A 25692-nucleotide genomic window follows, 5' to 3' on the forward strand; every position below is an offset into this window, starting at 1 on the left:
CGCCACGGCGGGCCCTCAGCCATGTTCGACGACGACGTCGGCCGGGGCCTTGTCCAGGCGCCAGCCGCGCCAGACCGGGTGGCGGAGCTTCCCGCCGGCTGTCCATTCGCCGAACGTCACCTCGCCCACCAGCTTGGCGGACACCCACTGGGCGTCCGAGGCGTCTTCGGCGGGGACCTCCGCGAAGGGCGAGGTCTTGCGCGGCAAAGCATCCAGCTGCTGGCGCAGTTCCCTGAGTTCGCGGCCGCTGAAACCGCTGCCCACCCGGCCCACGTAGCGCAGCTTCGTCCCCTCCGGGATGCCCAGCAGCAGCGAACCGACCGTGTCGCGGCGCCCGCCGTTGCCTGGCCGCCAGCCGCCCACCACCACTTCCTGGGTCTTCCCGAGCTTGAGTTTGAGCCAGGACCGGCTTCGCTGGCCGACGTAGCGCCCGCCGGTGCGCTTGGCCATCACGCCCTCGAGCCCCAGCTCCTCGGCGCTTTCCAGGATGTGCCCGACGTCGGCGTCGATCACCTCGGACAGTTCAACCGGGCAGGCACCGTCGCGGGAACCGGCCCCGAAGAAGGCCTCCAGCCGGTCCCGCCGCTCCCGGAGGGGCCGGCGCCGCAGGTCCTCCCCGCGCTCGGTGAGCAGATCGAAAAGCATCAGGCGCACCGGGGTGGAAGCCCGCGCCTTCGCGACGTCGGCGGCCTTGCTCAGCTTCATCCGCCCCTGCAGCAGCCCGAAATCGGGGCGGCCGGACGGTCCGACGGCGATGATCTCGCCGTCGGCGGCGAAGTCCTGCGGCGGCCAGCAGGAGCGCTCCGTGAGCTCCGGGTAGCTGGCGGACATGTCCTTGCCGTTCCGGCTGATCAGCCGGATGCGGTCCGCGTCGCCGAGGATCAGCGCCCGGATACCGTCCCATTTGAGTTCAAACTGCCAGTCCTTGTCCGCCAGGTCCGCAGGGGTACCGGCACTCGCCAGCATCGGCGCGAGCTCCGCCGGGTCCGGTGCGGAGCCGGCCGGGCCGGCGGCGGCAGGGCCGCGGGCGGACCCGGCCGGGGGGTCTGCAGCCGCCGGGGGGCCTGCCGCCGCCGGCTGGTGGCCCGCCGGGGCCGGTTGGCGGCCGGGCCCGGCGTCGGGGGTGTCCATGAGGTGGATGAGCCACTGGTCGTTGGCCTGGCCGGTGTGGATCAGCGCGAACCTCCGGGTGCCGCCCAGCCCGCCGCCCTCCGCTCCGGTGAGGGTGGCGATGACCTCCTTGCCCGCGATCCACTTCTCGCACTCGTAGTGCCCGCGGTCCCAGATGCTGACGGTGCCCGCCCCGTACTGGCCCTTGGGGATGGTGCCCTCAAAGTCCGCGTAGTCCATCGGGTGGTCCTCGGTCTGGACGGCGAGGTGGTTTTTGGCCTTGGTGGTGGGAACGCCTTTGGGCAGCGCCCAGGACACCAGCACGCCGTCGCGCTCGAGGCGGAAGTCGAAGTGCAGCCGGCTGGCGTGGTGTTCCTGGATGACGAAGCTTTCCCGGAGCGTGCCGTCGTCTGTCCTGCCGCGGTGCTGTTCGGCCGTGAACGGCTCCGGCGTGGCCGCCGCGTCCCGCTTGGCCCGGTAGGTCTCCAGCCGGGGGTCGGTGTCGCCGCCGTCGCCGGTATTGTCCGCGGTGTGGGCGTCGGCCCCGGACCGGGCCCCGGCGCCGGCCCCAGCGCCGGCAGCCGGCGCGCCGGGGTGAGCGGCGGAATGGGCCGCGTGGGCGCCGCCGGAGATGGCCGCGAACGGGTCTTTGCCCGCCTGCACCCGTTTCATCACCTCGCGGTAGTCGAGCTGGCGCAGGGACGGCGAGGCGAGCTCCCGCCAGGTCCGCGGCGCCGCCACGGTGGGCCGGAGCCTGCCGCGCAGCGAGTAGGGGACGATCGTGGTCTTGGCAGCGCTGTTCTGGCTCCAGTCCACCAGCACCTTGCCGGTGCGCAGGGTCTTCTTCATGTCGCTGACCGCCAGGTCCGGGTGGTCCGCCTCCAGCGCCCTGGCCAGTTCGTGGGCGAATTCGGAGACCTGGTCCGAGCTCTGGGTCCCATCCAGCGCGGCGTAAAGGTGGATGCCCTTGCTGCCGCTGGTCACGGGCACGGGCTCCAGGCCCACGTCCTGCAGGATGCTGCGGGCCAGCTTGGCGACTTCCACGCACTCGGCCAGGCCTGCGCCGTCGCCGGGATCCAGGTCCAGCACCAGCCGGTCCGGCGGCATGGCGTTGCCGTGCGAATCCACCCGCCACTGCGGCACATGGATCTCCAACGCCGCAATCTGGGCCAGCCAGGTGAGCGTGGCCGGATCGTTGACCAGCGGGTACTGGATGGTGCGCTCCTTGTGCGTGATGGACGCCCGCGGTACCCACCCCGGCGTGGAGTGGTCCAGGTTCTTCTGGAAGAACATCTCGCCCGGCGCGCCGGCGGTGCCCACGCCGTGGACCCAGCGCTTCCGGGTGGCCGGACGGTTCGCCGCGGCCGGGATCAGGACGGGGGCCACCGCGGCGTAGTAGGCGAGTACATCGGCCTTGGTTGTCCCGGTCTCCGGGTACATCACCTTCTCCAGGTTGGTCAGCACCAGTTCCCGGCCGTCAACGCGGACGCGTTCCTTGCTGTCAGCCAAAACACTTCACCTCCGTCCGGCTCTGGTGTTCACTTGAGCCATGAGAGCCATCTGGAAAGGCGCAATAGCGTTCGGGCTGGTCAACGTGCCGGTGAAGGTCTACAGCGCCACCGAGGACCACGACATCAGCCTGCATCAGGTCCACAACGCCGACGGCGGCCGGATCCGCTACCAGCGCCGGTGCGAAGTCTGCAGCAAGATCATCGACTACGAGGACATCGACAAGGCCTACGAGGACGAGGGCCGCACAGTGATCCTCAGCCGCGAGGAACTCAAGTCGATCCCGGCGGAGAACAGCCACGAGATCGAAGTGGTGCAGTTCGTGCCCGCCGAGCAGCTCGACCCGATGATGTTCGAGAAAAGCTACTACCTCGAACCGGACGCCAAGTCGCCCAAGGCCTACGTGCTGCTGCGCCGGGCGCTGGAAGACACCGACCGGGTGGCCGTCGTGCAGTTCGCGCTGCGGGAAAAGACCCGGCTGGGGGCGCTGCGGATCCGCGGCGATGTGCTGGTGCTGCAGGGGCTGCTCTGGTCCGACGAGGTGCGCGAGGCGAGCTTCCCCGCGCTTGAAACCAGCGTGCGGATCTCGGCGCAGGAGCGGGAAATGTCCGCAGCCCTGGTGGACTCGATGGCGGCGGACTTCGAGCCGGAGCAGTTCACGGACGAGTACCAGCTCCAGCTGCGGCAGCTGATCGATGCCAAGATCGAACAGGGCGAGTCGCTGGATACGGAGGAGACCTTCGGCGCCCCGGCGGCGGAGGCCGGGACCGGCGAGGTGATCGACCTGATGGACGCGTTGAAGCGCAGCCTCGAGCGCAAGCGCGGAGCCGCTGCCGGTTCCCGCGCCGCTGCGGACGACGCTGCAGACGACGACGGTGGTGCAGGGGAGGACGACGGCGCGGCGGCCGGCAGCAAGGCGAAAGCTGCCGCGGCCCGGACAACCCGGTCCAAGGCGGCCCCGAAGGCAGCCGCCAAAACCACCGCGAAAGCGGCCTCCGGCGGTACCGGCAGGGCGTCCAAGACGACCTCCGCGAAGACCCCCGCGGCCAAGGCGACGGCGTCGAAGAGTGCCGCATCGAAAACCGCCACGTCCAAGACAGCTGCCGCCAAGACAACCGCCGCCAAGACGACCGCGGCGAAGACAGCTGCGACAAAGGGGGCGGCGCGCAAGGGCGCCTGAGCCGGGGGTAGCCGCCTGCGGCGCTGCCGTCATCGGCTCAGGAGTTCCGCAGCGCGGAGATGAGTTCGCTCTTCTTTTTCGCCGAGTAGCCCTTGAGCCCGATTTCCTTGGCTTTTTCCTTCAACTGCGCGACCGTCCAGTCCTCATAGTCGCCGGATTTGCCGCCCTTGCGGCCCACCGAGGACCGGCCCCGCTTCGCCGCCGCGTTGGAGATCCGGGCAGCCTTCTGCTTCGAGGCGCCGTCGTCCAACAGGGCCTCGTAGAGTTCCGGGTCCTTGATGCTGGGGCTTTCGGAACCCCTCGGCTCACCTTTCTTCGTGGGCATGGCTACCGCGGCCCTCCGTCGGCGGGATCAGCTGGCTGGACGTCGTCGACCTCGCCGCGGTCAACGGAAGAGCGCCACCCGCCGGTTTCGATGCCGCGGGACTCGATAAACTCCTTGAAGTGGCCGAGGTCCGCGCCGACCTGGCGGCTGTCCGCACCGAGCGCGGAGCCGGCCTTCTCCACCATGCCTTCGGGCTCCCACTCCAGTTCGACGCTGACGCGGGTGCGGTCGGCGCCGAGGGAGTCGAACGTGACGGTGCCGGCGTTGCGGGGTTTGTCCGTGCTAACCCAGGCGATCCGGTGGTCCGGTGTTTGCTCGGTGATCTGGGCCAGATACTCGCGCCGCACGCCGGCGATGTCGGTGCGGAACTGGAGGGAGGTCTCGTCGATCTGCTCCACGGCCTCAACGCCCCTCATGAACACCGGGAAGGTCTCGAACTGGGTCCATTGGTTGTACGCGGTCGACACGGGGACGTCGACGTCGATGCTCTCCTGCACGCTTGCCACGGTTCGTCTCCTTAAGGCGGGAACTGGTCCTGGCGGCTGCCCGTCCGGCAGCCGCGTTTTCCAAGCTATCGACGCGGGGAGGGGAACACAAGCATCTACTAAGGCCCCTTACGGATGCTGCGGGGGAGTGGCCGGGAGCGGAAACGACGGCGGCCCGGTGCTAGCCCGTCACTACCCCGTCATCGGTGCCACCACGGGACATGCCCTCCGGTCAGGTCCGCCAATGGACACTGTGCCCACGGGACATGCCCTCCGGTCAGGTCCGGCGCTGGACACTGTGCCCACGGGACATGCCCTCCGGTCAGGTCCGTCGATGGACACTGTGCCCGTATGACCACGCGCCGCGGCCAAGGATGGACATGTCCCTCGGGCCGGCGTCGGCGGAAACGACGGCGGCCCGGCACCACCCCGCGAAGGGTGCTGCCGGGCCGCCGCGGCGGGCCGCTATTCGGCGTCGTGGTCCGTTTCGAGGATCTGGACGAGGCGGTCCAGGGCGGCGTCGGCGCCATCGCCCTCGGCACGCAACACCACAACCTCGCCGTGCGATGCGCCGAGGCTCATCAGCGACAGGATGCTGGCGGCGTCCATGGCCTCGTCTTCCGGTTCGCCGAGCCGGGCGATGGTGATTTCGAGATCGAACTCGCCTGCAGCCTCGGCAAAGATGGCGGCCGGACGGGCGTGGAGCCCCACGCGGCTGGCAATGGTGGCGTTACGTTCGGTCATTTCTGCTCCTTGATTTCAGCTTTGGATGATCAGCTTGGGAAGGTCTGTTTGGACCGGCTCAGACGGTTACGGGAACCGGTTCAACCGTATCAACGGTCTTCTTGACTGCCCAGCGCTTGAGCGCGATCACGGACAGCGCGGTGACCACCGTGCCGACCAGGATCGAGACGACGAACATCAGGAAGTTGTCGATCGCGAAGAAGACGAAGATGCCGCCATGCGGAGCCTTGGAACCGACGCCGGCCGCCATCGAAATGGCGCCGGTCACCGCGCCGCCCACCATGCTGGCGGGGATGACGCGCAGCGGGTCGGCCGCGGCGAAGGGGATGGCGCCTTCGGAGATGAAGGAGGCGCCCAGCAGCCAGGCGGCCTTGCCGTTCTCCTGCTCGGCGAGGCTGAACAGCTTCTTGTTCAGCACGGTGGAGGCAAGGGCCATGGCCAGCGGCGGCACCATGCCGGAGGCCATCACGGCCGCCATGATCTGCCACGGGGCCTGGTTGTCCAGGGATGCGGCGCCGAGCCCGGCGACGGCGAAGGAGTAGGCAACCTTGTTGACCGGGCCGCCGAGGTCGAAGCACATCATCAGGCCCAGGATCACGCCGAGGGCGATTGCACCCGCACCGGTCAGTCCGGAGAGCCACGCGTTCAGGCCCTTGGTGATGGCGACGATCGGGCCGCCGAGGATCAGGAACATCAGGCCCGAGGCGACGATTGAGGCCAGCAGCGGGATGATAACCACCGGCATCAGGCCGCGCAGCCAGCGGGGCACCTGCAGCCGGCCGATCACGAGGGCGATGTAGCCGGCGAGCAGGCCGCCGACGATGCCGCCGAGGAAGCCGGCGCCCATGAATCCGGCCACGGCACCGGCGACGAAGCCGGGGGCGATGCCGGGACGGTCGGCGATCGCGTAGGCGATGTAGCCGGCCAGGGCCGGAACCAGGAAGCCCAGCGAGAGCGCGCCGATCTTGAACAGCACCGCCCCGAGGTAGGCGCCCAGCGGGCCCCAGGCGTTGTCCGGGAACTCCGTGGGCAGGTTGAAGAGGCTGTTCTGCACCACGATGTCATCGGCGAAATTCGTGATCAGATAGCCGCCCATCAGGAAGCCGAGCGCGATCAGCAGGCCGCCGCCGGCCACGAACGGGATCATGTAGCTGACGCCGGTGAGCAGGGCCTTCTTGAGCTTCTGGCCGATGTGCTCGCCCTTTTCCTCGGCCTCGTTCTGGGCCTGTTCTTCGGCGCCGAAGTGCGGCACGCGCCGGGCGTTGGGGTTGTCCGCCGCGGCGAGGGCCTCCTGGACCATCTTGTCCGGCTCGTCGATGCCGCGCTTGACCGGGGCGTTGATCACCGGCTTGCCGGCGAAGCGCTCCTTGCCGCGCACGTCGACGTCGACGGCGAAGATCACGGCGTCAGCCGCGGCGATCACGGCCGGATCCAGTGCCTTGGCGCCGGAGGAGCCCTGGGTCTCGACCTGCAGGTCCACCCCGACTTCCTTGGCGGCCGCCACGAGGGAGTCGGCGGCCATGTAGGTGTGGGCGATGCCGGTGGGGCACGCCGTGACCGCGACGAGGCGTTTGGTGCGGGGAGCCCCGGCGGCTGCTTCAGCCGCGGCGGGTGAACCGCTGGCACCGGCCGGTGGCGCGCTTGCTCCGGCCGTCGCGACTGCGGCGGCGGGGACGGTGGCGGCGTGGCTGGCGGGCTTGTCCGCCAGCGCGCCCTCGACCAGCTCCACCACCTCGGCCTGCGTGGCGGCGGCCCGCAGCGACGCGGTGAAGTCCTTTTTGATCAGCGACCGGGCCAGCTTGGAGAGCAGCTTGAGGTGCTCCTGGTCCGCGCCTTCCGGGGCCGCGATGAAGAAGATCAGGTCTGCCGGGCCGTCCTTGGCGCCGAAATCGACCGGCTGGGACAGCCGCGCCATGGCCAGCGTCGCTTCCGTGACCGCCGTCGAACGGCAGTGCGGGATCGCGATGCCGCCCGGCACCCCGGTGGCGGTCTTGGATTCGCGGGCGAAGGCGTCGGTGAAAAGCCCTTCGACTTCGGTGGCGCGGCCGTTGGCTGCAACTCTGCCTGCCAGGCGCCGGATCACGTCCTCGGGCGTATAGCCCAGATTCTGGTCGAGCTCGACCAGTTCGGTAGTAATGAGCTGGGTCACTGTCAATCCTTTTTCAGGGCCGTGATGGTTACGGCGGCGGGGGTTGTTTGGTGCACTGCCGGGACGGTGGAACCGGGCAGGGAAGCAGCGGCGGCACCATGGGCCACCGCCTGACGCAGGCAATCGGCCGGGGCGGCGCCCTGGCTGGAGGCGAGCAGGTAGCCGGCCAGCGAGGAATCGCCGGCGCCGACCGTACTGACCGCATTGACCGGCGGGTGCGTGGCCAGCCACGCGCCGTCGGCCGTCACAAGCACCGCACCCTTGGAACCGAGGGTGGCGAGCACGGCACCCACCCCGGAACGCACGACGGCGGCGGCGGCTGCCGCGGCAGCCTCCGGATCGGCCTCGAGTTCCTCGGCGGACTTATCCGTGGCGAACCCGGCTGCGGCAGCCAGCTCCGCCAGTTCCTCGGCGTTGGGTTTGAGCAGGTCCGGTTTCCCCAGGGCGTCCCCGGAGATCGCGGCGGCAAGCGGTTCGCCGGAGGAGTCGACGGCGATGAGGGGTGCCTCGGTACCGTCGTGCAGGGAACGCAGCCGCCGGGTCACGGTGGCGTAGAAGTCGGCCGGGACTCCGGGCGGAAGGGACCCGGCCAGGACAACCCAGCTGGCGCCGCGGGAGGAGTCCAGCAGCAGCCCGATCAGGGCTTCCTGCTGTTCGCCGCTCAGTGCCGGGCCGGGCTCGTTGATCTTGGTGGTGACGCCGCCGGGCTCGGTGAGCGCCACGTTGCTGCGCAGCGGCTCGCCGATGGGCAGGGCGGCGAACGGCACGTCGCTGTCCCGCAGCCCGGCGAGCACCGGGTCCGCGTCCGCTCCCGGCAGCACGGCAAGGGTTTTCAGGCCGGAAGCCACGAGGGCGCGGGAGACATTGACTCCCTTGCCGCCGGACTCCTGCCGGACGGAAATGGCGCGCTGGACTTCGCCGCGGAGCAGGGGGCCGGGCAGCGCCACGGTGCGGTCCAGGCTGGGATTGGCCGTGAGGGTGACGATCATGCGACCACCACCTCCACTCCGGCGTCCGCGAGGGCCGCGGCGAGGTCCGGGCTGGGTGTCGTGTCTGTGATCACGGTGTCCAGGTCTTTCAGGGAGGCGAACTGAACCAGCGTTTCCGCGTCCAGCTTGGAGGAATCAGCCAGCACCACAATGCGGCGCGCTGAATGGACGAAGGCGGCCTTGACGGCTGCTTCTTCAGGATCGGGAGTGCTCAGCCCGAAGGCCGCGGAGATGCCGTTGGTGCCGATGAACGCGATGTCGGGCCGGATCCGCCCGGCGGCTTCGACGGTGGACTGGCCGACGGCGGCCTGGGTCAGGCCGCGGACCTTGCCGCCGAGCAGGTGCAGGGCGATGCCGGGGCCGCCGGACAGCTTCGCCGCGATGGGCAGGGCGTGGGTAATAACCACGAGTTCGGCGTCGCCCGCGGCGCCAGTGGCGGCCGCCGCTCCGGCGGATCCGGCCGCGGCCGTGCGGGCCGCGAGCAGATCCGCGAGGGCCTCGGTGGTTGAGCCGGCGTCGATCAGGATGCTGCCGGACCGGCCCTGCGGAATGAGGGCCAAGGCCGCCTCGGCGATCCGGGTCTTCTCGGGCTGCCGCTGCACGGTGCGCTCGAGGATGCTTTCTTCCGTGGTGCTGATGCGCTCGGGGGAGACCGCGCCGCCGTGGACCCGGCGGACGGTGCCGGCGATCTCGAGGGCGGCCAGGTCGCGGCGGACGGTTTCGGTGGTGATGCTGAAGCGCTCGGCGAGGTCGGTCACGCTGGCTCGGCCGCTGGCGGCGACGAGCTCCACGATCAGTTGTTGGCGTTCCTCGGCGAACACTTGCCCTCCATTGCGACGTTTAATCGGGTGCTGCTGCTCCACGTGCCGGGGCTCCGGCTGCTTCGGTGACCCCCATCACATGAAGTGGAATTGATTGACTTTATCTTTGTTCATGTGGCTTTGTCAACGAAAGACCACATGAACGCAGAAAGGGATCTCGGATGGGTCCGGGGACATGCCCAGTTCGGGCGCTTTGAAGGGGACATGCCCATTCCTCGCGCGGTGCAGTTGGGGACATGCTCATCCCTCGGGTCGAAACGTGGGCATTTCGGGTCTATGTCCACTCGCCGCGTCCGAGGCTGCGCATGTCCGGACGAGCGTTGGGCATGTGCGGACGTAATACAGGGGATTGAGCCTGGCTGTCGGGCCGAAGGGTTGGCATGTCCATTCGCCTTGTCCGGGGCTGGTCCTGTCCACTCACCGCGTCCGAGGCTGGGCATGTCCCGACGGGGGGCGTTCGGCGGCTGCAGCTTAAACGCAGGACGCCGGGCCCGACCTGAGAGGTCCGGCCCGGCGTCCGGGTCAGTTTCGTAGCGCGTTGCTGCGTCCGGGATCAGATCCCGGCGTCGCGGCTCTCATTGCGGGTGATGGTCTCGCCGGTGTTGGGGTCGACGACGGAGCGAGTTTCACTGACGCGGCGGGTGCGGCCGCGGCCGGGGGAGGCCAGGATCAGGGACGCGATCAGCCCGATGACGCCCACCGCCATCAGGATGTAGCCGACCATGGTCTGGTCCACGTTGGGGATCAGGCCGGGCGCGATGGCCCAGGCCAGGATGGCGCCGATGGCGATGAGGAAGATGGAGGAACCGATTCTCATGACTTGCTCCTTGGTGTCCGGTGGGACCGATAGGTATTGCTAAGCATGCTGTCAAGCGTCACGCTACAGCCACGTACGTGTCCTTTCAACGATTCCGCGGCCGCCCCGCCGGGGGAATCCGCAGGTGAGGGGCTGAATCGGGCCATGCCGGGTCCATTTCCGCGGCGTTTCCGGACGACGGCGTCGTTTCCGGACGGGCGCGGCGCGGGTCCGGGGTGCATCTGTCCGAATCCGCAGCGGAAATCCGTGGCCGGAGCGGAAACCCAAGCCCGTGGCGCAACCCGTGGCGGGACCCGGTAGCCCGGTGCCGGTCCTGGCGCGCCGGCGGCCCGGCCGGGCTGGCTAGGCTGTCCCTATGGATACTGTGGTCTGGTCAAAGCCGGAGGCCGAGCGCGCCGGCACGCCGCTGCTGGTGATGCTGCACGGCTACGGCACGGACGAGACCCGCATGGCGGCCCTGTTTCCCAACCTGCCGCCCGCGTTCACCTGCGCCGCCCTCCGCGGGCCTAAGGTGATCGGCGACCACTACGGCTGGTTCCTGCTGGACTACTTCCTCACCCACGACTTCGCGGACGTCATCGCCGCCACGAATTCGGTCTTCAGCTGGATCGACTCCGTCAAGGACCGGCACAGCAGCGTCAGCCTGCTCGGCTACTCCCAGGGCATGGCGATGGCGAGCACCCTGCTGCGGCTGCGGCCGGAGGGCTTCCGCGCCGTCGTCGGGCTGTCCGGCTTTGTGCTGGACAACGAACTGCTCGCCATGAGCGAGGCCTTCGACGCGCGGCCCCCGTTCTTCTGGGGGCGGGATAAGGCGGATCCGGTGATCAACGACGCCGCGACGGCGCACACCGAGGACTGGCTGCACCGGAACACCCAACTCACGGCGCGCAGCTACCCCGGAATGGGCCACTCGATCTCCCCGGCCGAACTCGTGGACGTCGGCGCGTTCCTGCGCCACTACGTGCTGCGCTGAGGCTCCTCCCGAGGCGTCCGACGCCGTCTCCCGAGGCGCCCGACGCCGGATCCCGCGCCCGCCGGACAAGTCCATTCGATGGAACACCGAGGCCACTTGCGCGCCGAATTTATAAGCGCTTACACTCATCTTTGGCCAATTTGATCGGCCCACTACTGCAGGGGGAAGAAAGGTCCAGGCCCGTGTCGCATGGCTAAGGCTCCACGCGTGACCATCCAGGACGTCGCAGCCCTTTCCGGGCTCTCCATCTGCACCGTCTCCCGCGCCCTCCGCGACCTCCCCAAAGTGTCCGAAAAGGCCCAGGCCAAGGTCGCCGACGCGGCCGCCAAGCTGGGCTACAAGGCCTCACCCGCGGCCGCGCGGCTGGCCGGCGGCAGCACGGGGTCCGTGGCCATCATCACCCCCACCGCCACGGCCTGGTTTTTCGCCCGGGCCGTCGAGGCCGCCGAGGAGGTCTTCGCCGACAGCGGCTTCGACACCGTGCTGATCAGCCTGCGGAACCGGCCCAGCGTGCAGCGCAAGCTCTTCGGCGACCTGGCCGGCCTGGCCCAGCGGGTGGACGGGGTCCTGCTGCTGAACGTCGCCCTCGACGGCGACGAGATAGCCGCCCTCGAAGCCTCCGGCCTCGCCGTCGCGAGCGTGGGCATGCGCGGCGTGCCGTGGGACAACGTGGGAATCGACAACGAAGAGGCCGCGCGGCAAGCCACCGGCCACCTGCTCGGCCTGGGTCACTGGGACCTGGCGATGCTGGCCGGCCGCGAGCCCGGGGACCGCTCGGTGGACACCGCGGACGCGCGGCGGCGCGGCTTCGAGCTGGCCCTGGCCGAGCACGAGCTGACCGTCGACCCCGACTTGGTGCTCGACGCCGGCTCCAGCATCGAGGGTGGACGCCGCGCCATGACGGAGCTGATCGAAAACCGCCGGATGCCTTCCGCAGTGTTCGCCGGCTGCGACGAGACTGCCTTCGGGGCGCTGATGGCCCTGCGGGACCTCGGCTTGTCAGCGCCGAAAAACGTCTCCATCATTGGAATAGACGATCATCAGATGAGCTGGTTCCTCGGGCTGACCACTATTGCCCAGCCGGTCGCCGACCAGGGCGCGTTCGCCGCCAACCTGCTGATCGAAAGGCTGCACCGCTCGGGGCTTCCGAATCCCCCCGCCACGCACCTGCTGGAGACCAAGCTGGTCGAGCGCAGGACCACCCGCCGCCGGCGCTGATGCCGGACAACGCCCCCAGAAAAGCGCCCGGCCCCGGAGCGCCGTCCCGCGGGGCCACCACCCTTCCCAAGGCTTTACCGGACCCGTCTGAAAGGACCCCCAATCCATGACCGAGAATTCCCCCGCCACGCCCGGCCACGCCGGCGTGCTTGCCGGCGCCTCCGCCATCCTCTTCGACCTCGACGGCGTCCTGACCCCCACCGCGGTGGTGCACGAGCGCGCCTGGCAGGAACTCTTCGACGGCTTCCTCAAGAGCGTGCCGGAGGCGCAGGGCTACCGCGAGAGCGACTACTTTGACCACATCGACGGAAAGCCCCGCTTCGACGGGGTCCGCGACTTCCTCGCCTCGCGGAACATCGTGCTGCCCGAGGGGCCGGCCGACGACGACCCGGCGCACGACACGGTGCACGGCCTCGGCAACCGCAAGAACAAGGTCTTCAATGACATCGTCGCCGCCGGCGGCGTGACGCCTTTCGAGGGCTCCGTCCGCTTCATCGAGGCCGCGCTCCAGCGCGGACTCAAGCTCGCCGTCGTCTCCTCCTCCCGCAACGCCGTCCCGGTGCTCAAGGCAGCCGGCCTGTCGGACTACTTCCCGGTAGTGGTGGACGGCGTCGTCGCCGTGTCGGAGGGCCTGCCGGGCAAACCCAGCCCGGCCACTTACCAGTACGCCGCCCGGCTGCTGGGCCTGCCCAGTGAAGAGTGCGTCGTCGTCGAGGACGCCGTCTCCGGTGTCCAGGCTGGAAGCGCGGGGAGCTTCCATTCGGTCATCGGCGTGGACCGCGGAGCGGGCCGGAAGACCCTGCTCGACGCCGGCGCCACGATCGTCGTCAACGATCTGGCCGAACTGCTCTAGCCGGCCGCCGCCACCCCCCACCCGCACACCGTCACCGCCAAAGGACCCCAACCATGGCTCTCATCACCTCGGACCGCGCCAGGTTCCCCAACGACCCCTGGCAGCTCGTGGAAACCGTCCACCTGCCGGGCAATGCCGGGACGCTGGAGACCCTCTTCAGCCTCGGCAACGGCCACCTCGGCATCCGGGGTGCGCACTGGGCCGCCGCCGACGCAGAGCTTCCGGGCAGCTTCATCAACGGCTTCCACGAAATCTGGGACATCAAGCATGCGGAAAACGCCTACGGCTTCGCCCGCACGGGCCAGCGCATTCTGTACGTCCCGGATGCCAACAACTTCGTTGTGGTGATCGACGGCGAGATGCTCAGCCTTGAGGAATCGACCGTGCTCGACTACCGGCGCAGCGTGGACTTCGCGACCGGCGTCTACGAATGCCGGATCGTCTGGCAGTGCCGTTCCGGCGCGACCGTGACCACCACGGAACGCCGCGCGGTGGGGTACCAGGCGCGCGGCGCCCTCGGCATTTCCCTGGAAGTCGCGGCCGACCGGGACATCTCCGCCGACGTGACCTCCGCCGTCGTGAACCGGCAGGACCAGCCGGTGGAAGACCACTCCGCCCATGACCCGCGCCGCGCTGGCCGGCACGCCGGGCGGGTGCTGCTCCCGGTAAGGCTCGACGGCGGCGACGGCTCGCTCCGGCTGTCCTGGGAGGCCGCCGAGTCCAAGCAGCGGCTCGGCATGGCCGTGGACCACTGGACCTCGGCCGGGGTCCAGCCGTTCGACACGCAGGTGGACCAGGACGACAGCAGCGTCCGCTACGTCCTCGCCGTCAGCGCGGACGCACCGTTTGTGCTGGAGAAAAGCGTCAGCTACGCGGTGGGGCCATCCCCGGACGAGGACCTCGCGGACACCGCCGAGAGGTCACTGCTGCCGCTGGCCGAGATCTTCGCCCAAAGCGAGGCGCATTACCGCGAGTACTGGACCACCAGCGACATCGTGGTGGGCGGGCAGGCCGAGCTGCAGCAGGCCGTCCGCTGGAACCTTTTCCAGCTGGCGCAGGCCACGGCCTGCGCCGACGTGGCCGGCATCCCGGCCAAGGGTGTGTCCGGCTCGGGCTACGACGGGCACTACTTCTGGGACCAGGAGGTGTACCTGCTGCCGTACCTGACCTACACCAGCCCGGGCAACGCCCGCCAGGTCCTCGAATTCCGCCATGACCTGCTGCCCGAAGCCAGGGTCCGCGCCAAGGAGCTCAGCGTGGACGGTGCCCTCTTCCCGTGGCGCACCATTAACGGCCTGGAGGCCAGCGCCTACTACGCCGCCGGCACTGCCCAGTTCCACATCGCCGCCGCGATCGCCTTCGCCACGAACCGCTACATCTGGGCCAGCGGGGACACCGGGTTCAAGGAAACCCTGGGCTCCGAACTGCTGATTGAGACCGCACGGATGTGGGCGTCACTGGGTTTCTTCGGCAAGGACGGGCTCTTCCATATCCACGGCGTCACCGGCCCGGACGAGTACACCGCCGTCGTCAACGACAACCTCTACACCAACGTCATGGCCCGCTTTAACCTGCGCGCCGCCGCGGCCCTGGACCACCCCGCGATCGACGACGCCGAGCGGGAAGTCTGGGAGCAGGCCGCCAACCGGATGCAGCTGCCCTTCGACGAGGACCTCCAGGTCCACTCGCAGGACAACGACTTCATGACCCTGGAACCGTGGGACTGGACCACGCCGCGGTCCAAGTACCCGCTGCTGCTGAACTTCCACCCGCTGGTGATCTACCGGCACCAGGTCCTCAAACAGGCCGACACGGTGCTGGCGATGTTCCTGCAGTGGCAGGACTTCACCGCCGAGGAAAAGCGCCGCGCCTTCGACTTTTATGACCCCATCACCACCGGCGACTCCACCCTGTCCGCCTGCGTGCAGGGCATCATGGCCGCCGAGGTGGGGTACGGCAAGGCCGCGCTGGACCACTTCATCCACGCGCTCTACATCGATCTCGACGACACCCACGGCAACACGATCGACGGCGTGCACATCGCCTCGACCGGCGGGGTCTGGAGCTCGCTGGTCAGCGGCTTCGCCGGACTGCGGGACCAGGGCGACGTGCCCTACTTTGATCCGCGGCTGCCCGCCGAATGGGACAGCCTGTCCTTCCACCTGAAGCTCCGCGGCGGGCTGCTGCGCGTCGAGCTGGACCATGCGGCGCTGCGGCTGAGCGTTCCGGACGGCGCGCCGCTGGACGTCGACGTGCGGGGCGAACGGTTCACGGTCGGCAGCGAACCGGTGCACGTGCCGCTGCATGCCGTGGTGAGTCCGGAGCCCACGGTGTTCCCGGGGCCGGCGACGGCGTCGATCCCGGTGGTGCGGGCCGTCAATTAGGGCGCCGGGCCGCCGGCGGGCGCCGCGGCGGGTTTGTCCGTCTGGCCGGAGGCGGCCGCCGTCGGGTGCCCGGATGGAATAGTCCGGGGTAGGTGCCGGTTGGCGCCTATGGGACCCAGTGCTGCCATAGCGGACAGGCCGGCCCCACGCACTGGGCGGGAACCGCCGTCGGCGCCGTACCGGGCGCCACCTGCGGTCCGCGCCCGAACCGGCTCAAACCAGCCAGAAACGGAGATGGTGGACCTATGACTGCCTACAAGACAGTGAACCCCGCAACCGGAGAAACGGAAAAGGAATTTCCGCTCGCGACGTCGGCCGAAGTTGAAGCAGCGCTCGCGGCCGCCCAGCAGGCATTCCAGGAATGGCGCACGGCCCCGGTCGAGGAACGTACCAAGGTAATCGCCCGGGTTGCCGAGCTCTACCGGGAACGCCAGGATGAGCTGGCCCGCTTGATCGCGACCGAAATGGGCAAGCCCCTCGCCCAGTCCCGCGGCGAAGTGCAGCTGGTCGCCGACATTTACGACTACTACGCCACGGAGGGTCCGGACTTCCTCAAGGACGAGCCGCTGGACGTCAAGGGCGGCGGCTCCGCCGTCGTCCGCTCCGCCCCGATCGGGCCCCTGCTGGGCATCATGCCGTGGAACTACCCCTACTACCAGGTCGCCCGGTTCGCCGCGCCCAACCTGGTGCTGGGCAACACGATCCTGCTCAAGCACGCCGGCAGCTGCCCGCAGTCGGCCCTCGCGATCGAGGACATCTTCAAGGACGCCGGCCTCCCGGAGGGCGCCTACACCAACCTGTTCCTGGACAATGACCAGGTTGCCGAGGTCATCGCCGACGCCCGGATCCAGGGCGTTTCCCTGACCGGCAGCGAGCGGGCCGGCGCGGCCGTGGCCGAAGTGGCGGGCCGGAACCTCAAGAAGTACGTGCTGGAGCTCGGCGGCAGCGACCCCTTCATCGTGCTGGACTCCGATGACCTGGACGCCACCGTCAAGGCCGCCGTGGGCGGCCGGATGGGCAACGCCGGGCAGGCCTGCACCGCGTCCAAGCGGTTCATTGTGCTCGAGGACCTTTACGAACCCTTCGTGGAGAAGTTCACCGCCCGGATGGCCCGGATCAAGCCGGGAGATCCGCAACAGGAAGACACCAAGTTCGGTCCGCTCTCCTCGCAGAGCGCCGCGGACGGCCTGATCGAACAGATCCAGGACGCCGTGGACAAGGGCGCCACCCTGCGGACCGGCGGCCACCAGGTGGACGGCCCCGGGGCCTTCGTGGAGCCGACCGTGCTGACCGATGTCACGCCGGAGATGCGCGCCTTCTCCGAGGAACTGTTCGGCCCGGCCGCGGTCATCTACAAGGTGGCCAGCGTCGAGGAGGCCATCGAACTGGCCAACGGCTCCCCGTACGGCCTCGGCGGCTCGGTCTTCAGCGCGGACGCGGACAAGGCCCGGGACGTCGCGGACCGCCTGGACACGGGCATGGTCTTCATCAACTCCGTGGCCGAAACGCAGGCGGACCTGCCGTTCGGCGGCGTCAAGCGCTCCGGCGTCGGGCGTGAACTGGGCCGGTTCGGGATGGACGAGTTCGTGAACAAGAAGCTGATCCGCACCCCGCGGTAAGCATCGCCCCGCGCCACCCCCGCCCAGGCGGGTAACCGCCAGGCGGGAACGCCAAGCGGGACCCAGCCTGGCGGCAGGCGATGCGGGACACGGCTGCGGCCGGAGGCAGCGAGCTTCCGGCCGCAGCCGTTGCCGTCCCATAGGCTCCTGCCATGGAGAGAACGGCCACCGCGCCGGTGCGGCGCAGCCTGGCATTGGTGGGGATCAACGCGGGCCTGGCCCTGCACCCGGTGGACTCCCGGGGAGCCCAGGTTCCCGGTGAACCGGCCAGTTGCTTCGCCACGTTCTGGCAGGCCGACTGGTCCCGCTGGGGTGCCGGGAGCGCCCTGCTGGTGGCCACCCTGCAGGGCTGGCGCAGCTACGGCGCCAATGCAGCGCTCGCGGAGACCCTGGCCACCGAACTCACCCGCTATTTCCCCGAGGCGGCACGCTTCCCGCTGGCCGGGATCAGCCACACCCACGACGAGTTCACGGTGCAGGTGGACCCGGCGTCGGGCTTCCGCGCCACCGGCCACAAGGCGGAACTGGCCATCACCGGCGTCCTGGACCGGCGGCAGTTCGCCGCCCCCGACTTCCAGCTCGGCGAAACCAGCGCCGCCCTGAGCAATGTGTACCTGCCCTGCAGCTCCGGACGGCTCGCCGAATTCGGGGTGGAGTGGCCGGGCGGGCCGTCGGTCTACCCGGGCCCGCTGGGCCCGTCCTCCTCGGCCTTCATCGCGCTGGCCGAGTCGTGGGCGTTTTAGCGGCCGTCCAGGCGCGGCCGGCGGGCACGTGGCCTAGTGTTAAGGCTGGACGAAGTTCAGCACCCTTATGGTTCACGGAGAGGCGATGATGGCCAAGCGCAGCAACCCGGCAATGAAGATTGCCCAGAAGACCGCCCACAGCGCAATGTTCGACGCCGACGGCAAGCCCAAGCCCGGCGTCCACAGCATGCTCCTGCGCGCGGTGGAAATCCAGCGGCCACTGGTCCTGGCGAACCTGCGCCGGCTGCAGCGGAAGCACCCGCAGGCCACCGCGGCGCAGCTCGCAGCCATCCTGGAACGCAGCTACCTGACCGCCGTCACCGGCGGCGGTGCGCTCGTCGGCGGCTCCGCCGTTATCCCCGGCGTCGGCACTGTCGCCGCGCTGGGCCTCTCCGCCGCCGCAACCGTCGGCTTCCTGGAGGCCACCGCGCTGTTCGCCACCTCGCTGGCGGAACTGCACGGGGTGCGGATGGTGGATCCGGAGCGGGCCAGTACGCTGGTCATGGCCATCATGCTCGGCGAAGAAGGCACGGCCCTGCTGAGCTCCCTCAGCGGCCAGGCCGCCGGCCAGGGCAAAGGCCCCACGCAGGCCTGGGGCACGCTGTTCGCCCGCCGGGCGCCGATGATCGGTTTTGGCTCGGTGCGGGAGCGGATCCAGCGGGCCTTCCTGCGGAACCTGCTCAAGCGCCAGGGCACGGCGCTGCTGGGCCGGGCCCTGCCCTTCGGCGTCGGCGCCGTGGTGGGCGGCGTCGGCAACCGGATCATGGGGCGCGCCGTCATCGAAAACGCCAAGGAGGCCTTCGGCCCTATGCCGGTGACCATCCCCGGCGAGCTGAAGCCCGGCGCTCCCGCCGCTGACGCCGGCCCGGATCTGGAAGGCGGCACCCGTGGATCTGAACGCTGACCTGGGGGAGTCCTTCGGCTCCTGGACCATGGGCGACGACGCCGCGATGTTCCCGCTGATCACCAGCGCCAGCGTGGCCTGCGGTATGCACGCCGGGGACCCGGTCACCATGCTGGACACCTGCCGCGCGGCCTACGAACTCGACGTCAGGGTGGGCGCCCACCTGGGCTACCCGGACCTGGCCGGCTTCGGCCTCCGCGCCATGGACATGACCTTTGACGACCTGTTCGGGGTGGTCCTCTACCAGCTGGGGGCGCTCGACGGCGTCGCCCATGCGGTGGGCGCCTCGGTGGACTACGTCAAGGTGCACGGCGGCCTTTACGACCGCACCGTGCACGACGAAGAGCAGGCCGCCGCCGTGGTCGCCGCCATCCAGGCCTACGATCCGGGCCTGCCCATCCTGGGCCTGGAGCGCTCGGCCCTGCTCCGGTTTGCCCGCGAAGCCGGCCACCCTGTGTTCCACGAAGCCTTCGCTGACCGGACCTACCTCCCCGACGGCACCCTGGTGCCGCGCCTGGAGGAGGAATCGGTGATCGAGGATCCCGACGAGATCGTCGAACGGGCGCTCCGCCTGGCGCTCAAGGGCGAGGTCGTGGCGGTCGACGGCACCGTGGTGACGCTCTCGCCGCATTCCCTGTGCCTGCACGGAGACACCCCCGGCTCGGTCGCGGTGGCCGCCGCCGTCCGCGCAGCGCTGGAAAAAGCCGGCGTCGAGCTGGAACCCTTCGCCTAAACAGGGCCAACAAAGCGCGAACGGGCACTTGCGGCCCCTCGCGCTACCCCGTGTCCTAAGGCCCTAGCCGGGCCCAATCGCGGCCCATAGCTTTGGGGGCATGACTGCCGGAGGCTCCGCGGGGTTGGACGGACCCGCCTCGGACGCAATGTTGAAGCTGGGCCGATTTTTCACGAAATGGGACCAGACCGACGACGGCAGGGCGGTGTTCAGGGAAGGCGGCCGCAAGGGCGACATCTTCTACCGGGACCGCTGGAGCCACGACAAGGTGGTCCGCTCCACCCACGGGGTCAACTGCACCGGCTCCTGCTCCTGGAAGGTGTACGTCAAGGACGGCATCATCACCTGGGAATCCCAGCAGACGGACTACCCCTCGGTGGGCCCCGACAGCCCGGAATACGAACCTAGAGGCTGCCCCCGCGGGGCGGCTTTTTCCTGGTACACCTACTCACCCACGCGCGTCCGGTTCCCCTACGCCCGCGGCGTCCTGGTGGAGATGTACCGCGAGGCGAAGGCCAGGCTGGGCGACCCGGTACTGGCGTTCGCCGACGTCGCGGGCGACCCGGAACGGCGCCGCCGCTACCAGCAGGCCCGCGGCAAGGGCGGCCTGGTCCGCGTCTCCTGGCAGGAAGCGATCGAAATCGCCGCAGCCGCGCACGTCAACACGATCAAGACCTACGGTCCGGACCGCTGCGCCGGATTCTCCCCGATCCCCGCGATGTCGATGGTCTCGCACGCGGTGGGGACCCGGTTCATCCAGCTTATCGGCGGCGTGATGACGTCCTTTTACGACTGGTACGCCGACCTGCCGGTGGCCAGCCCGCAGGTCTTTGGAGACCAGACGGACGTCCCGGAATCCGGTGACTGGTGGGACGCGCGCTACCTGATGATGTGGGGCTCCAACGTCCCCGTGACCCGGACTCCGGACGCGCACTGGATGGCCGAGGTGCGGTACCGCGGCACCAAGGTGGTCACGGTCAGCCCGGACTATGCGGACAACACGAAGTTCGCCGACGAATGGCTCCCCGCCCAGGCCGGCACCGACGCCGCCCTGGCGATGGCCATGGGCCATGTGATGCTCAAGGAGTTCTTCATCGACCGCGAGGTGCCGTTCTTTGCCGACTATGTCCGCCAGTACACGGACCTGCCGTTTTTGGTCCGGCTGGAACGGCGCGACGACGGCTCCCTCACCCCGGCGAAGTTCCTCACTGCCAGGGATCTCCCGGCCGAGTCGTTGGCTGAGGACGCGGCGTTCCGCACCGTGCTGTTCGACAAGAAGACCGGCCGACCGGCCGTGCCCAACGGCTCAATGGGCTTCCGTTATTCCGGCAGCGGCGAGGGCAAATGGAACCTGGACCTGGAGGGGATCGAACCGGCGCTGTCGCTGCGCGAGGTCTCCGCTGACAGCGCCGAGATCCTGCTGCCCTGCTTCGAGGACGCAAACGGTGAGGGCAGCGTGCTCCGCCGCGGCGTGCCCGTCCTCGAGCTGGAAGGCCAGCTGGTCACCACCGTGTTCGACCTGATGCTGGCCCAGTACGGTGTGGGCCGCGACGGGCTGCCGGGGGAGTGGGCCGCGGGTTTTGAGGACGCCGCGACGCCGTACACCCCGGCCTGGCAGGAGGAAATCACCTCCGTTCCCGCGCAGGCCTGCATCCGGGTGGCACGGGAGTTCGCCCGGAACGCCGAAGAGTCCAAAGGCAGGTCCATGATCATCATGGGCGCCGGGATCTGCCAGTGGTTCCACGGCGACGCGACCTACCGGGCCGTGCTGGCCCTGGTGATGCTCACCGGCTGCATGGGCCGCAACGGCGGCGGCTGGGCGCACTATGTGGGCCAGGAAAAGACCCGCCCCGCCACCGGCTGGGTCTCGCTGGCGAACGCGCTGGACTGGTCCCGGCCGCCGCGGACCATGATCGGCACCGGGTACTGGTACATGCACACGGACCAGTGGCGGCAGGACGGCTACTCCGCCGACGCGCTGAAGTCCCCGCTGTCCACCGGCGCGCTGGACGGCATGCACACCGCGGACGCGATGGCCCAGTCCGCGCGACTCGGCTGGATGCCGTTCTACCCCCAGTTCGACCGGAACCCGCTGGACCTCGCGGACGAGGCGGAAGCCGCCGTCGCCGCCGGCACCGCGCAAGACACCCCCGGCTACATCGCGGACGCCCTCAAAAACCGCACCCTGAACCCGGCGATCGAGGACGTGGACGCCCCGGAGAACTGGCCGCGGACCCTCGTGCTGTGGCGCTCCAACCTGTTCGGCTCCTCGGCCAAGGGCAACGAGTACTTCCTGCGGAACCTGCTGGGCACCCACAACAACGTCCTAGGCAAGGACCATGCCGAGGGCCTCAAGCCCAGGGATGTGAAGTGGCACGAGCAGGCGCCGGAAGGAAAACTGGACCTGCTGGTCTCCGCCGACTTCCGGATGACCTCCACCACGCTGCTGTCCGACGTCGTGTTCCCGGCCGCCACCTGGTACGAGAAGCACGACCTGTCCTCCACCGACATGCACCCCTTCGTGCACGCCTTCACCCCCGCGATCGACCCGCCCTGGGAAACCAAGACGGACTTCGACACCTTCCACCTGCTGGCCCAGGAGTTCTCCCGGCAGGCCGGAACCCACCTGGGAGTCCGCCGGGACCTGGTCAGCGTGCCGCTGCAGCACGACACCCCCGGCCAAATCGCCCAGCCCGGCGGGATCGTCCGCGACTGGCGGGACGCATCCATCCCCGCCGTGCCAGGGCAGAACATGCCCGTCTTCTCCGTCGTGGAGCGCGACTACACCGCCATCGCGGACAAGCTGGCCGCCGTCGGGCCGCTGGCCGACAAACTCGGCTTCACCGTCAAGAACGTCACCTACAAACTCGCCGGCCCGCTGGAAAGGCTGAGCCGATCCAACGGCGTGATGCTCGGCGGCGCCGCTGACGGCCGCCCCGCAATCGACACCGACGCGAAGATGGCCGAGGCGATCCTTGCCTTCTCCGGCACCACCAACGGTGCCCTCTCCGTCCAGGGCTTCAAGGACCTGGAAGTGCGCACCGGCCGGAAACTCGCGGACCTGTCCGAAGGGTCGGAGGAAAAATTCATCACCTTCGCGCAGACCCAGGCGGGCCCGGTCCCGGTGATCACCTCCCCGGAATGGTCCGGCTCCGAGACCGGCGGCCGGCGCTACTCACCCTTCACCATCAACGTGGAGCGGCTCAAGCCCTTCCACACCCTGACCGGCCGCATGCACTTCTTCCTGGACCACGACTGGATCCGGGACATCGGCGAAGCGCTGCCGATCTACCGGCCGCCGCTGGACATGCACCGGCTCTTCGGCGAACCCAGACTCGGCCGGGACGGGGCCATGGAGGTGGTGGTCCGCTACCTGACGCCGCACTCCAAATGGTCCATCCACTCCGAATACCAGGACAACCTGCTGATGCTCTCGCTCTCCCGCGGCGGCCCCACGGTCTGGATGAGTCCCGCGGACGCGGACGCCATCCAAGTCAAGGACAACGACTGGGTGGAGTGCGTGAACATCAACGGCGTCCTCGTGGCCCGCGCGATCGTCAGCCACCGGATGCCGGCCGGCGTCGTCTACGTCCACCACGCCCAGGAACGCACCATCGACGTGCCGAAGTCCGAGGCCACCGGGCGGCGCGGCGGCATCCACAACTCGGTGACCCGGTTGCTGGTCAAACCTTCGCACCTGATCGGCGGCTACGCCCAACTGGCCTACGCCTTCAACTACCTTGGCCCCACCGGAAACCAGCGCGACATGGTGGCCACCGTCCGCCGTCGTTCCCAGGAGGTGCAGTACTGATGCGTGTGATGGCTCAAATGGGCATGGTCATGAACCTGGACAAATGCATCGGCTGCCACACCTGTTCCGTGACCTGCAAACAGGCCTGGACCAACCGGGCGGGCACCGAATACGTCTGGTTCAACAACGTCGAAACCCGTCCCGGGCAGGGCTATCCGCGCCGTTACGAGGACCAGGAGCGGTGGCACGGCGGCTGGGTGCTGAACAAGCGCGGCAAGCTGGTGCTCAAGGGCGGCGGCCGAGTCAAGAAGCTGCTGGGGATTTTCGCCAGCCCGGTCCAGCCCGAGCTCAAGGACTACTACGAGCCGTGGACCTACGACTACAAAACCTTGGTGGACGCGCCGCTGGGCGATGATTTCCCGGTGGCGCGGCCCAAGTCCCTGATCACGGGGGAGGACACCAAGATCACCTGGTCCGCGAACTGGGACGATGACCTGGGCGGTTCCATGGAGAACGGGCACCTGGACCCGATCGTGGAAAAGGTCCGGCGCGAATCCGAGGACAAGATCAAGTTCGCCTACGAGCAGACCTTTATGTTCTACCTGCCGAGGATCTGCGAGCACTGCCTGAACCCGTCCTGCATGGCCTCCTGCCCCTCCGGCGCGATCTACAAACGGGTGGAGGACGGGATCGTGCTGGTGGACCAGGACAAGTGCCGCGGCTGGCGGCAATGCATCACCGGCTGCCCCTACAAGAAGATCTACTTCAACCACAAGACCGGCAAGGCCGAGAAATGCACCTTCTGCTACCCGCGGGTGGAGGTTGGGCTCCCGACGGTGTGTTCGGAGACCTGCGTGGGCCGGCTGCGGTATCTGGGCCTGTTCCTGTACGACGCCGACGCCGTCACCGCGGCTGCCGCCGTCACGGACCCGCAGGAGCTTTACGAAGCCCAGATGGACGTCCTGCTGGACCCGAACGACCCCGCCGTCCAGGCCGAGGCGCGGGCCGAGGGCATCCCGGAGGACTGGATCGACGCGGCCCGGCGCTCGCCGGTCTACGCCTTGGCCAAGGTCTACAAGGTGGCGTTGCCGCTGCACCCCGAATACCGGACCATGCCGATGGTCTGGTACGTCCCGCCGCTCTCTCCTGTCGTCGATCTGCTGCGGGACCAGGGGCACGACGGCGAGGACGCCGGCAACCTGTTCGGCGCCATCGATGCGCTGCGCATCCCGGTGGAATACCTCGCGGAACTCTTCACCGCAGGCGACGCGGACCGGGTCACCGCGGTGCTGAAGAAGCTCGCCGCGATGCGCTCCTTCATGCGAGGCATCAGCCTCGGCAATGATCCGGACGACTCGATCCCGGAAGCGGTGGGAATGGACAGCCAGACCATGTACGAGATGTACCGGCTGATGGCGATCGCGAAGTACGAGGAGCGCTACGTAATCCCCAAGGCCCACGTGGAACAGGCACACGACCTCGAGGAAATGGGCTGCTCGCTGGATTTCGAGGGCGGGCCGGGCATGCAGGATTCCGCGCCGTTCGGCGAGGCCAGCGGCAGACCCGTCCCGGTGGCGGTGGAAACCTTCAACGCGCTGAAGGACCGGCAGACCTCCGGCGCCGCGCCCGGTGAGGCGACGCTGCGTGGACGGGTGAACCTGCTGAACTGGGACGGGACGGGGGCGCCGGCGGGGCTGTTCCCCGAAAAGCAGCCAGCTGCCGGAGCCGCTCCTGGTCCCAGCAGCCAGCCGGGGGAGCGGCAGTGAGCCGCCGCGAGCAGGTCGTCTACCTCGCCGCCGCCTGGTGCCTGTCCTACCCGGACGAGGAGCTGCTCGGCAGGGTCCCGTTGATGCGGGACGCGCTGGCCGAGTCCCCCGGCGCCGGTGCGGACTTCGCCGAGGTGCTGGACCGGCTGGAATCCTTGCCGCCGCTGGAGCTCCAGGCGCATTACGTGCGCGAGTTCGACCTCGGCAAGCGCCACGCCCTGCACCTGTCCTACTGGACCGACGGGGACACCCGCCGCCGCGGCGAAGTCCTGGGGAACTTCAAGAAGACCTACCGGCAAAGCGACATTCTGGTGGACACCCACGGCGAACTGCCCGACTACCTTCCGATGGTGCTGGAATACGCCGCGCTGGTGGATCTCGCGGCCGGCCGCGAGCTGCTGAGCCGGTTCCGGGCCAGCCTGGAGATGCTGCGCTTCGGCCTGCTCCGGGACGAGCTGCCGCACGCCCGGATCCTGCAGGCTATCTGCGCCACCCTGCCCGGGAAATCGCCGGCGGACGAGCAGGCCGTGATGCGGATGGCCGGCTACGGTCCGCCCACCGAGGCGGTGGGCCTGGACCCGTACGATCCCCGCCTGCTTCCCGTAAAGGGGGCCTGACC

Annotated in this window: 20 protein-coding genes; 12 read left to right on the plus strand and 8 right to left on the minus strand. The window is 69.2% G+C overall.

What is annotated here, in order from left to right; genetic code table 11:
* Positions 1 to 15: 15 nt before the first annotated feature.
* Positions 16 to 2619 (minus strand): ATP-dependent DNA ligase, encoded by a 2604-nt coding sequence (locus tag ABIN76_RS04060; RefSeq protein ID WP_346958439.1) that lies wholly within the window; start codon positions 2617 to 2619, stop codon positions 16 to 18.
* Positions 2620 to 2659: 40 nt separating this feature from the next.
* On the opposite strand from ABIN76_RS04060, the gene ABIN76_RS04065 reads away from it, so the two are divergent.
* Positions 2660 to 3799 (plus strand): Ku protein, encoded by a 1140-nt coding sequence (locus ABIN76_RS04065; protein WP_346958440.1) that lies wholly within the window; start codon positions 2660 to 2662, stop codon positions 3797 to 3799.
* Between the two features lie 37 nt (positions 3800 to 3836).
* On the opposite strand, the gene ABIN76_RS04070 is transcribed toward ABIN76_RS04065, so the two are convergent.
* From ABIN76_RS04070 to ABIN76_RS04100, 7 genes are all read right to left on the minus strand, one after another.
* Positions 3837 to 4124 (minus strand): Rho termination factor N-terminal domain-containing protein, encoded by a 288-nt coding sequence (locus ABIN76_RS04070; protein WP_346958441.1) that lies wholly within the window; start codon positions 4122 to 4124, stop codon positions 3837 to 3839.
* 2 nt (positions 4125 to 4126) lie between these two features.
* Complete coding sequence (locus tag ABIN76_RS04075; protein ID WP_346958442.1) at positions 4127 to 4630, minus strand: SRPBCC family protein; 504 nt, start codon at positions 4628 to 4630, stop codon at positions 4127 to 4129.
* A gap of 444 nt (positions 4631 to 5074) precedes the next feature.
* A complete protein-coding gene (locus tag ABIN76_RS04080) occupies positions 5075 to 5353 on the minus strand; it encodes an HPr family phosphocarrier protein (protein WP_138767728.1) in 279 nt (92 codons plus the stop codon).
* A gap of 58 nt (positions 5354 to 5411) precedes the next feature.
* Positions 5412 to 7502, minus strand: coding sequence for a fructose-specific PTS transporter subunit EIIC (locus ABIN76_RS04085; protein WP_346958443.1), 2091 nt, complete (start codon positions 7500 to 7502; stop codon positions 5412 to 5414).
* Between the two features lie 2 nt (positions 7503 to 7504).
* On the minus strand, positions 7505 to 8491 hold the full coding sequence (locus ABIN76_RS04090; RefSeq protein ID WP_346958444.1) for a 1-phosphofructokinase family hexose kinase: 987 nt from the start codon (positions 8489 to 8491) through the stop codon (positions 7505 to 7507).
* Entirely contained in the window at positions 8488 to 9312 is an 825-nt protein-coding gene (locus ABIN76_RS04095) for a DeoR/GlpR family DNA-binding transcription regulator (protein WP_346958445.1), read from the minus strand. Before ABIN76_RS04095 ends, ABIN76_RS04090 begins: the two co-directional genes overlap by 4 nt.
* Before the next feature lie 553 nt (positions 9313 to 9865).
* On the minus strand, positions 9866 to 10129 hold the full coding sequence (locus tag ABIN76_RS04100) for a DUF6458 family protein (protein ID WP_346958446.1): 264 nt from the start codon (positions 10127 to 10129) through the stop codon (positions 9866 to 9868).
* 355 nt (positions 10130 to 10484) lie between these two features.
* Between ABIN76_RS04100 and ABIN76_RS04105 the strand changes: the two genes are divergently transcribed.
* From ABIN76_RS04105 to narJ, 11 genes are all read left to right on the plus strand, one after another.
* Positions 10485 to 11102 carry a phospholipase gene (locus ABIN76_RS04105; protein ID WP_346958447.1) on the plus strand — a complete coding sequence of 206 codons (618 nt, stop codon included), beginning with the start codon at positions 10485 to 10487 and terminating at the stop codon, positions 11100 to 11102.
* 207 nt (positions 11103 to 11309) lie between these two features.
* A complete protein-coding gene (locus tag ABIN76_RS04110) occupies positions 11310 to 12320 on the plus strand; it encodes a LacI family DNA-binding transcriptional regulator (protein ID WP_346958448.1) in 1011 nt (336 codons plus the stop codon).
* Between the two features lie 106 nt (positions 12321 to 12426).
* Positions 12427 to 13173, plus strand: coding sequence for an HAD-IA family hydrolase (locus tag ABIN76_RS04115; RefSeq protein ID WP_346958449.1), 747 nt, complete (start codon positions 12427 to 12429; stop codon positions 13171 to 13173).
* A gap of 53 nt (positions 13174 to 13226) precedes the next feature.
* The gene (locus ABIN76_RS04120) at positions 13227 to 15557 is read left to right on the plus strand and encodes a glycosyl hydrolase family 65 protein (RefSeq protein ID WP_346958450.1); all 2331 of its coding nucleotides are present in this window, start codon (positions 13227 to 13229) and stop codon (positions 15555 to 15557) included.
* Positions 15558 to 15802: 245 nt separating this feature from the next.
* Positions 15803 to 17176 carry an NAD-dependent succinate-semialdehyde dehydrogenase gene (locus ABIN76_RS04125; RefSeq protein ID WP_346958451.1) on the plus strand — a complete coding sequence of 458 codons (1374 nt, stop codon included), beginning with the start codon at positions 15803 to 15805 and terminating at the stop codon, positions 17174 to 17176.
* A 152-nt stretch (positions 17177 to 17328) separates the two neighbouring features.
* Positions 17329 to 17919: a hypothetical protein gene (locus ABIN76_RS04130; RefSeq protein ID WP_346958452.1), complete on the plus strand. Its 591-nt coding sequence runs from the start codon at positions 17329 to 17331 to the stop codon at positions 17917 to 17919.
* Positions 17920 to 18007: 88 nt separating this feature from the next.
* On the plus strand, positions 18008 to 18823 hold the full coding sequence (locus tag ABIN76_RS04135) for a hypothetical protein (protein ID WP_346958648.1): 816 nt from the start codon (positions 18008 to 18010) through the stop codon (positions 18821 to 18823).
* Positions 18807 to 19556, plus strand: a complete 750-nt coding sequence (locus ABIN76_RS04140) for a 5-oxoprolinase subunit PxpA (protein WP_346958453.1) — start codon at positions 18807 to 18809, stop codon at positions 19554 to 19556. The genes ABIN76_RS04135 and ABIN76_RS04140 overlap by 17 nt, the downstream gene beginning before the upstream one ends.
* Positions 19557 to 19656: 100 nt before the next feature.
* Positions 19657 to 23367, plus strand: a complete 3711-nt coding sequence (locus ABIN76_RS04145; protein WP_346958454.1) for a nitrate reductase subunit alpha — start codon at positions 19657 to 19659, stop codon at positions 23365 to 23367.
* Entirely contained in the window at positions 23367 to 25073 is a 1707-nt protein-coding gene (gene narH / locus ABIN76_RS04150; RefSeq protein WP_346958455.1) for a nitrate reductase subunit beta, read from the plus strand. Before ABIN76_RS04145 ends, narH begins: the two co-directional genes overlap by 1 nt.
* Positions 25070 to 25690, plus strand: a complete 621-nt coding sequence (gene narJ / locus ABIN76_RS04155) for a nitrate reductase molybdenum cofactor assembly chaperone (protein WP_346958456.1) — start codon at positions 25070 to 25072, stop codon at positions 25688 to 25690. Before narH ends, narJ begins: the two co-directional genes overlap by 4 nt.
* The last annotated feature ends 2 nt before the right edge of the window (positions 25691 to 25692 follow it).

Source organism: uncultured Arthrobacter sp., from assembly GCF_964021775.1.
GTDB lineage: Bacteria > Actinomycetota > Actinomycetes > Actinomycetales > Micrococcaceae > Arthrobacter.

Coding starts and splice junctions, on each gene's coding strand:
- ABIN76_RS04065 (WP_346958440.1), top strand. CDS start 2,660: ATGAGAGCCATCTGGAAAGGCGCAATAGCGTTCGGGCTGGTCAACGTG.
- ABIN76_RS04070 (WP_346958441.1), bottom strand. CDS start 4,124: ATGCCCACGAAGAAAGGTGAGCCGAGGGGTTCCGAAAGCCCCAGCATC.
- ABIN76_RS04080 (WP_138767728.1), bottom strand. CDS start 5,353: ATGACCGAACGTAACGCCACCATTGCCAGCCGCGTGGGGCTCCACGCC.
- ABIN76_RS04090 (WP_346958444.1), bottom strand. CDS start 8,491: ATGATCGTCACCCTCACGGCCAATCCCAGCCTGGACCGCACCGTGGCG.
- ABIN76_RS04100 (WP_346958446.1), bottom strand. CDS start 10,129: ATGAGAATCGGTTCCTCCATCTTCCTCATCGCCATCGGCGCCATCCTG.
- ABIN76_RS04105 (WP_346958447.1), top strand. CDS start 10,485: ATGGATACTGTGGTCTGGTCAAAGCCGGAGGCCGAGCGCGCCGGCACG.
- ABIN76_RS04115 (WP_346958449.1), top strand. CDS start 12,427: ATGACCGAGAATTCCCCCGCCACGCCCGGCCACGCCGGCGTGCTTGCC.
- ABIN76_RS04120 (WP_346958450.1), top strand. CDS start 13,227: ATGGCTCTCATCACCTCGGACCGCGCCAGGTTCCCCAACGACCCCTGG.
- ABIN76_RS04125 (WP_346958451.1), top strand. CDS start 15,803: ATGACTGCCTACAAGACAGTGAACCCCGCAACCGGAGAAACGGAAAAG.
- ABIN76_RS04130 (WP_346958452.1), top strand. CDS start 17,329: ATGGAGAGAACGGCCACCGCGCCGGTGCGGCGCAGCCTGGCATTGGTG.
- ABIN76_RS04135 (WP_346958648.1), top strand. CDS start 18,008: ATGGCCAAGCGCAGCAACCCGGCAATGAAGATTGCCCAGAAGACCGCC.
- ABIN76_RS04145 (WP_346958454.1), top strand. CDS start 19,657: ATGACTGCCGGAGGCTCCGCGGGGTTGGACGGACCCGCCTCGGACGCA.
- narH (WP_346958455.1), top strand. CDS start 23,367: ATGCGTGTGATGGCTCAAATGGGCATGGTCATGAACCTGGACAAATGC.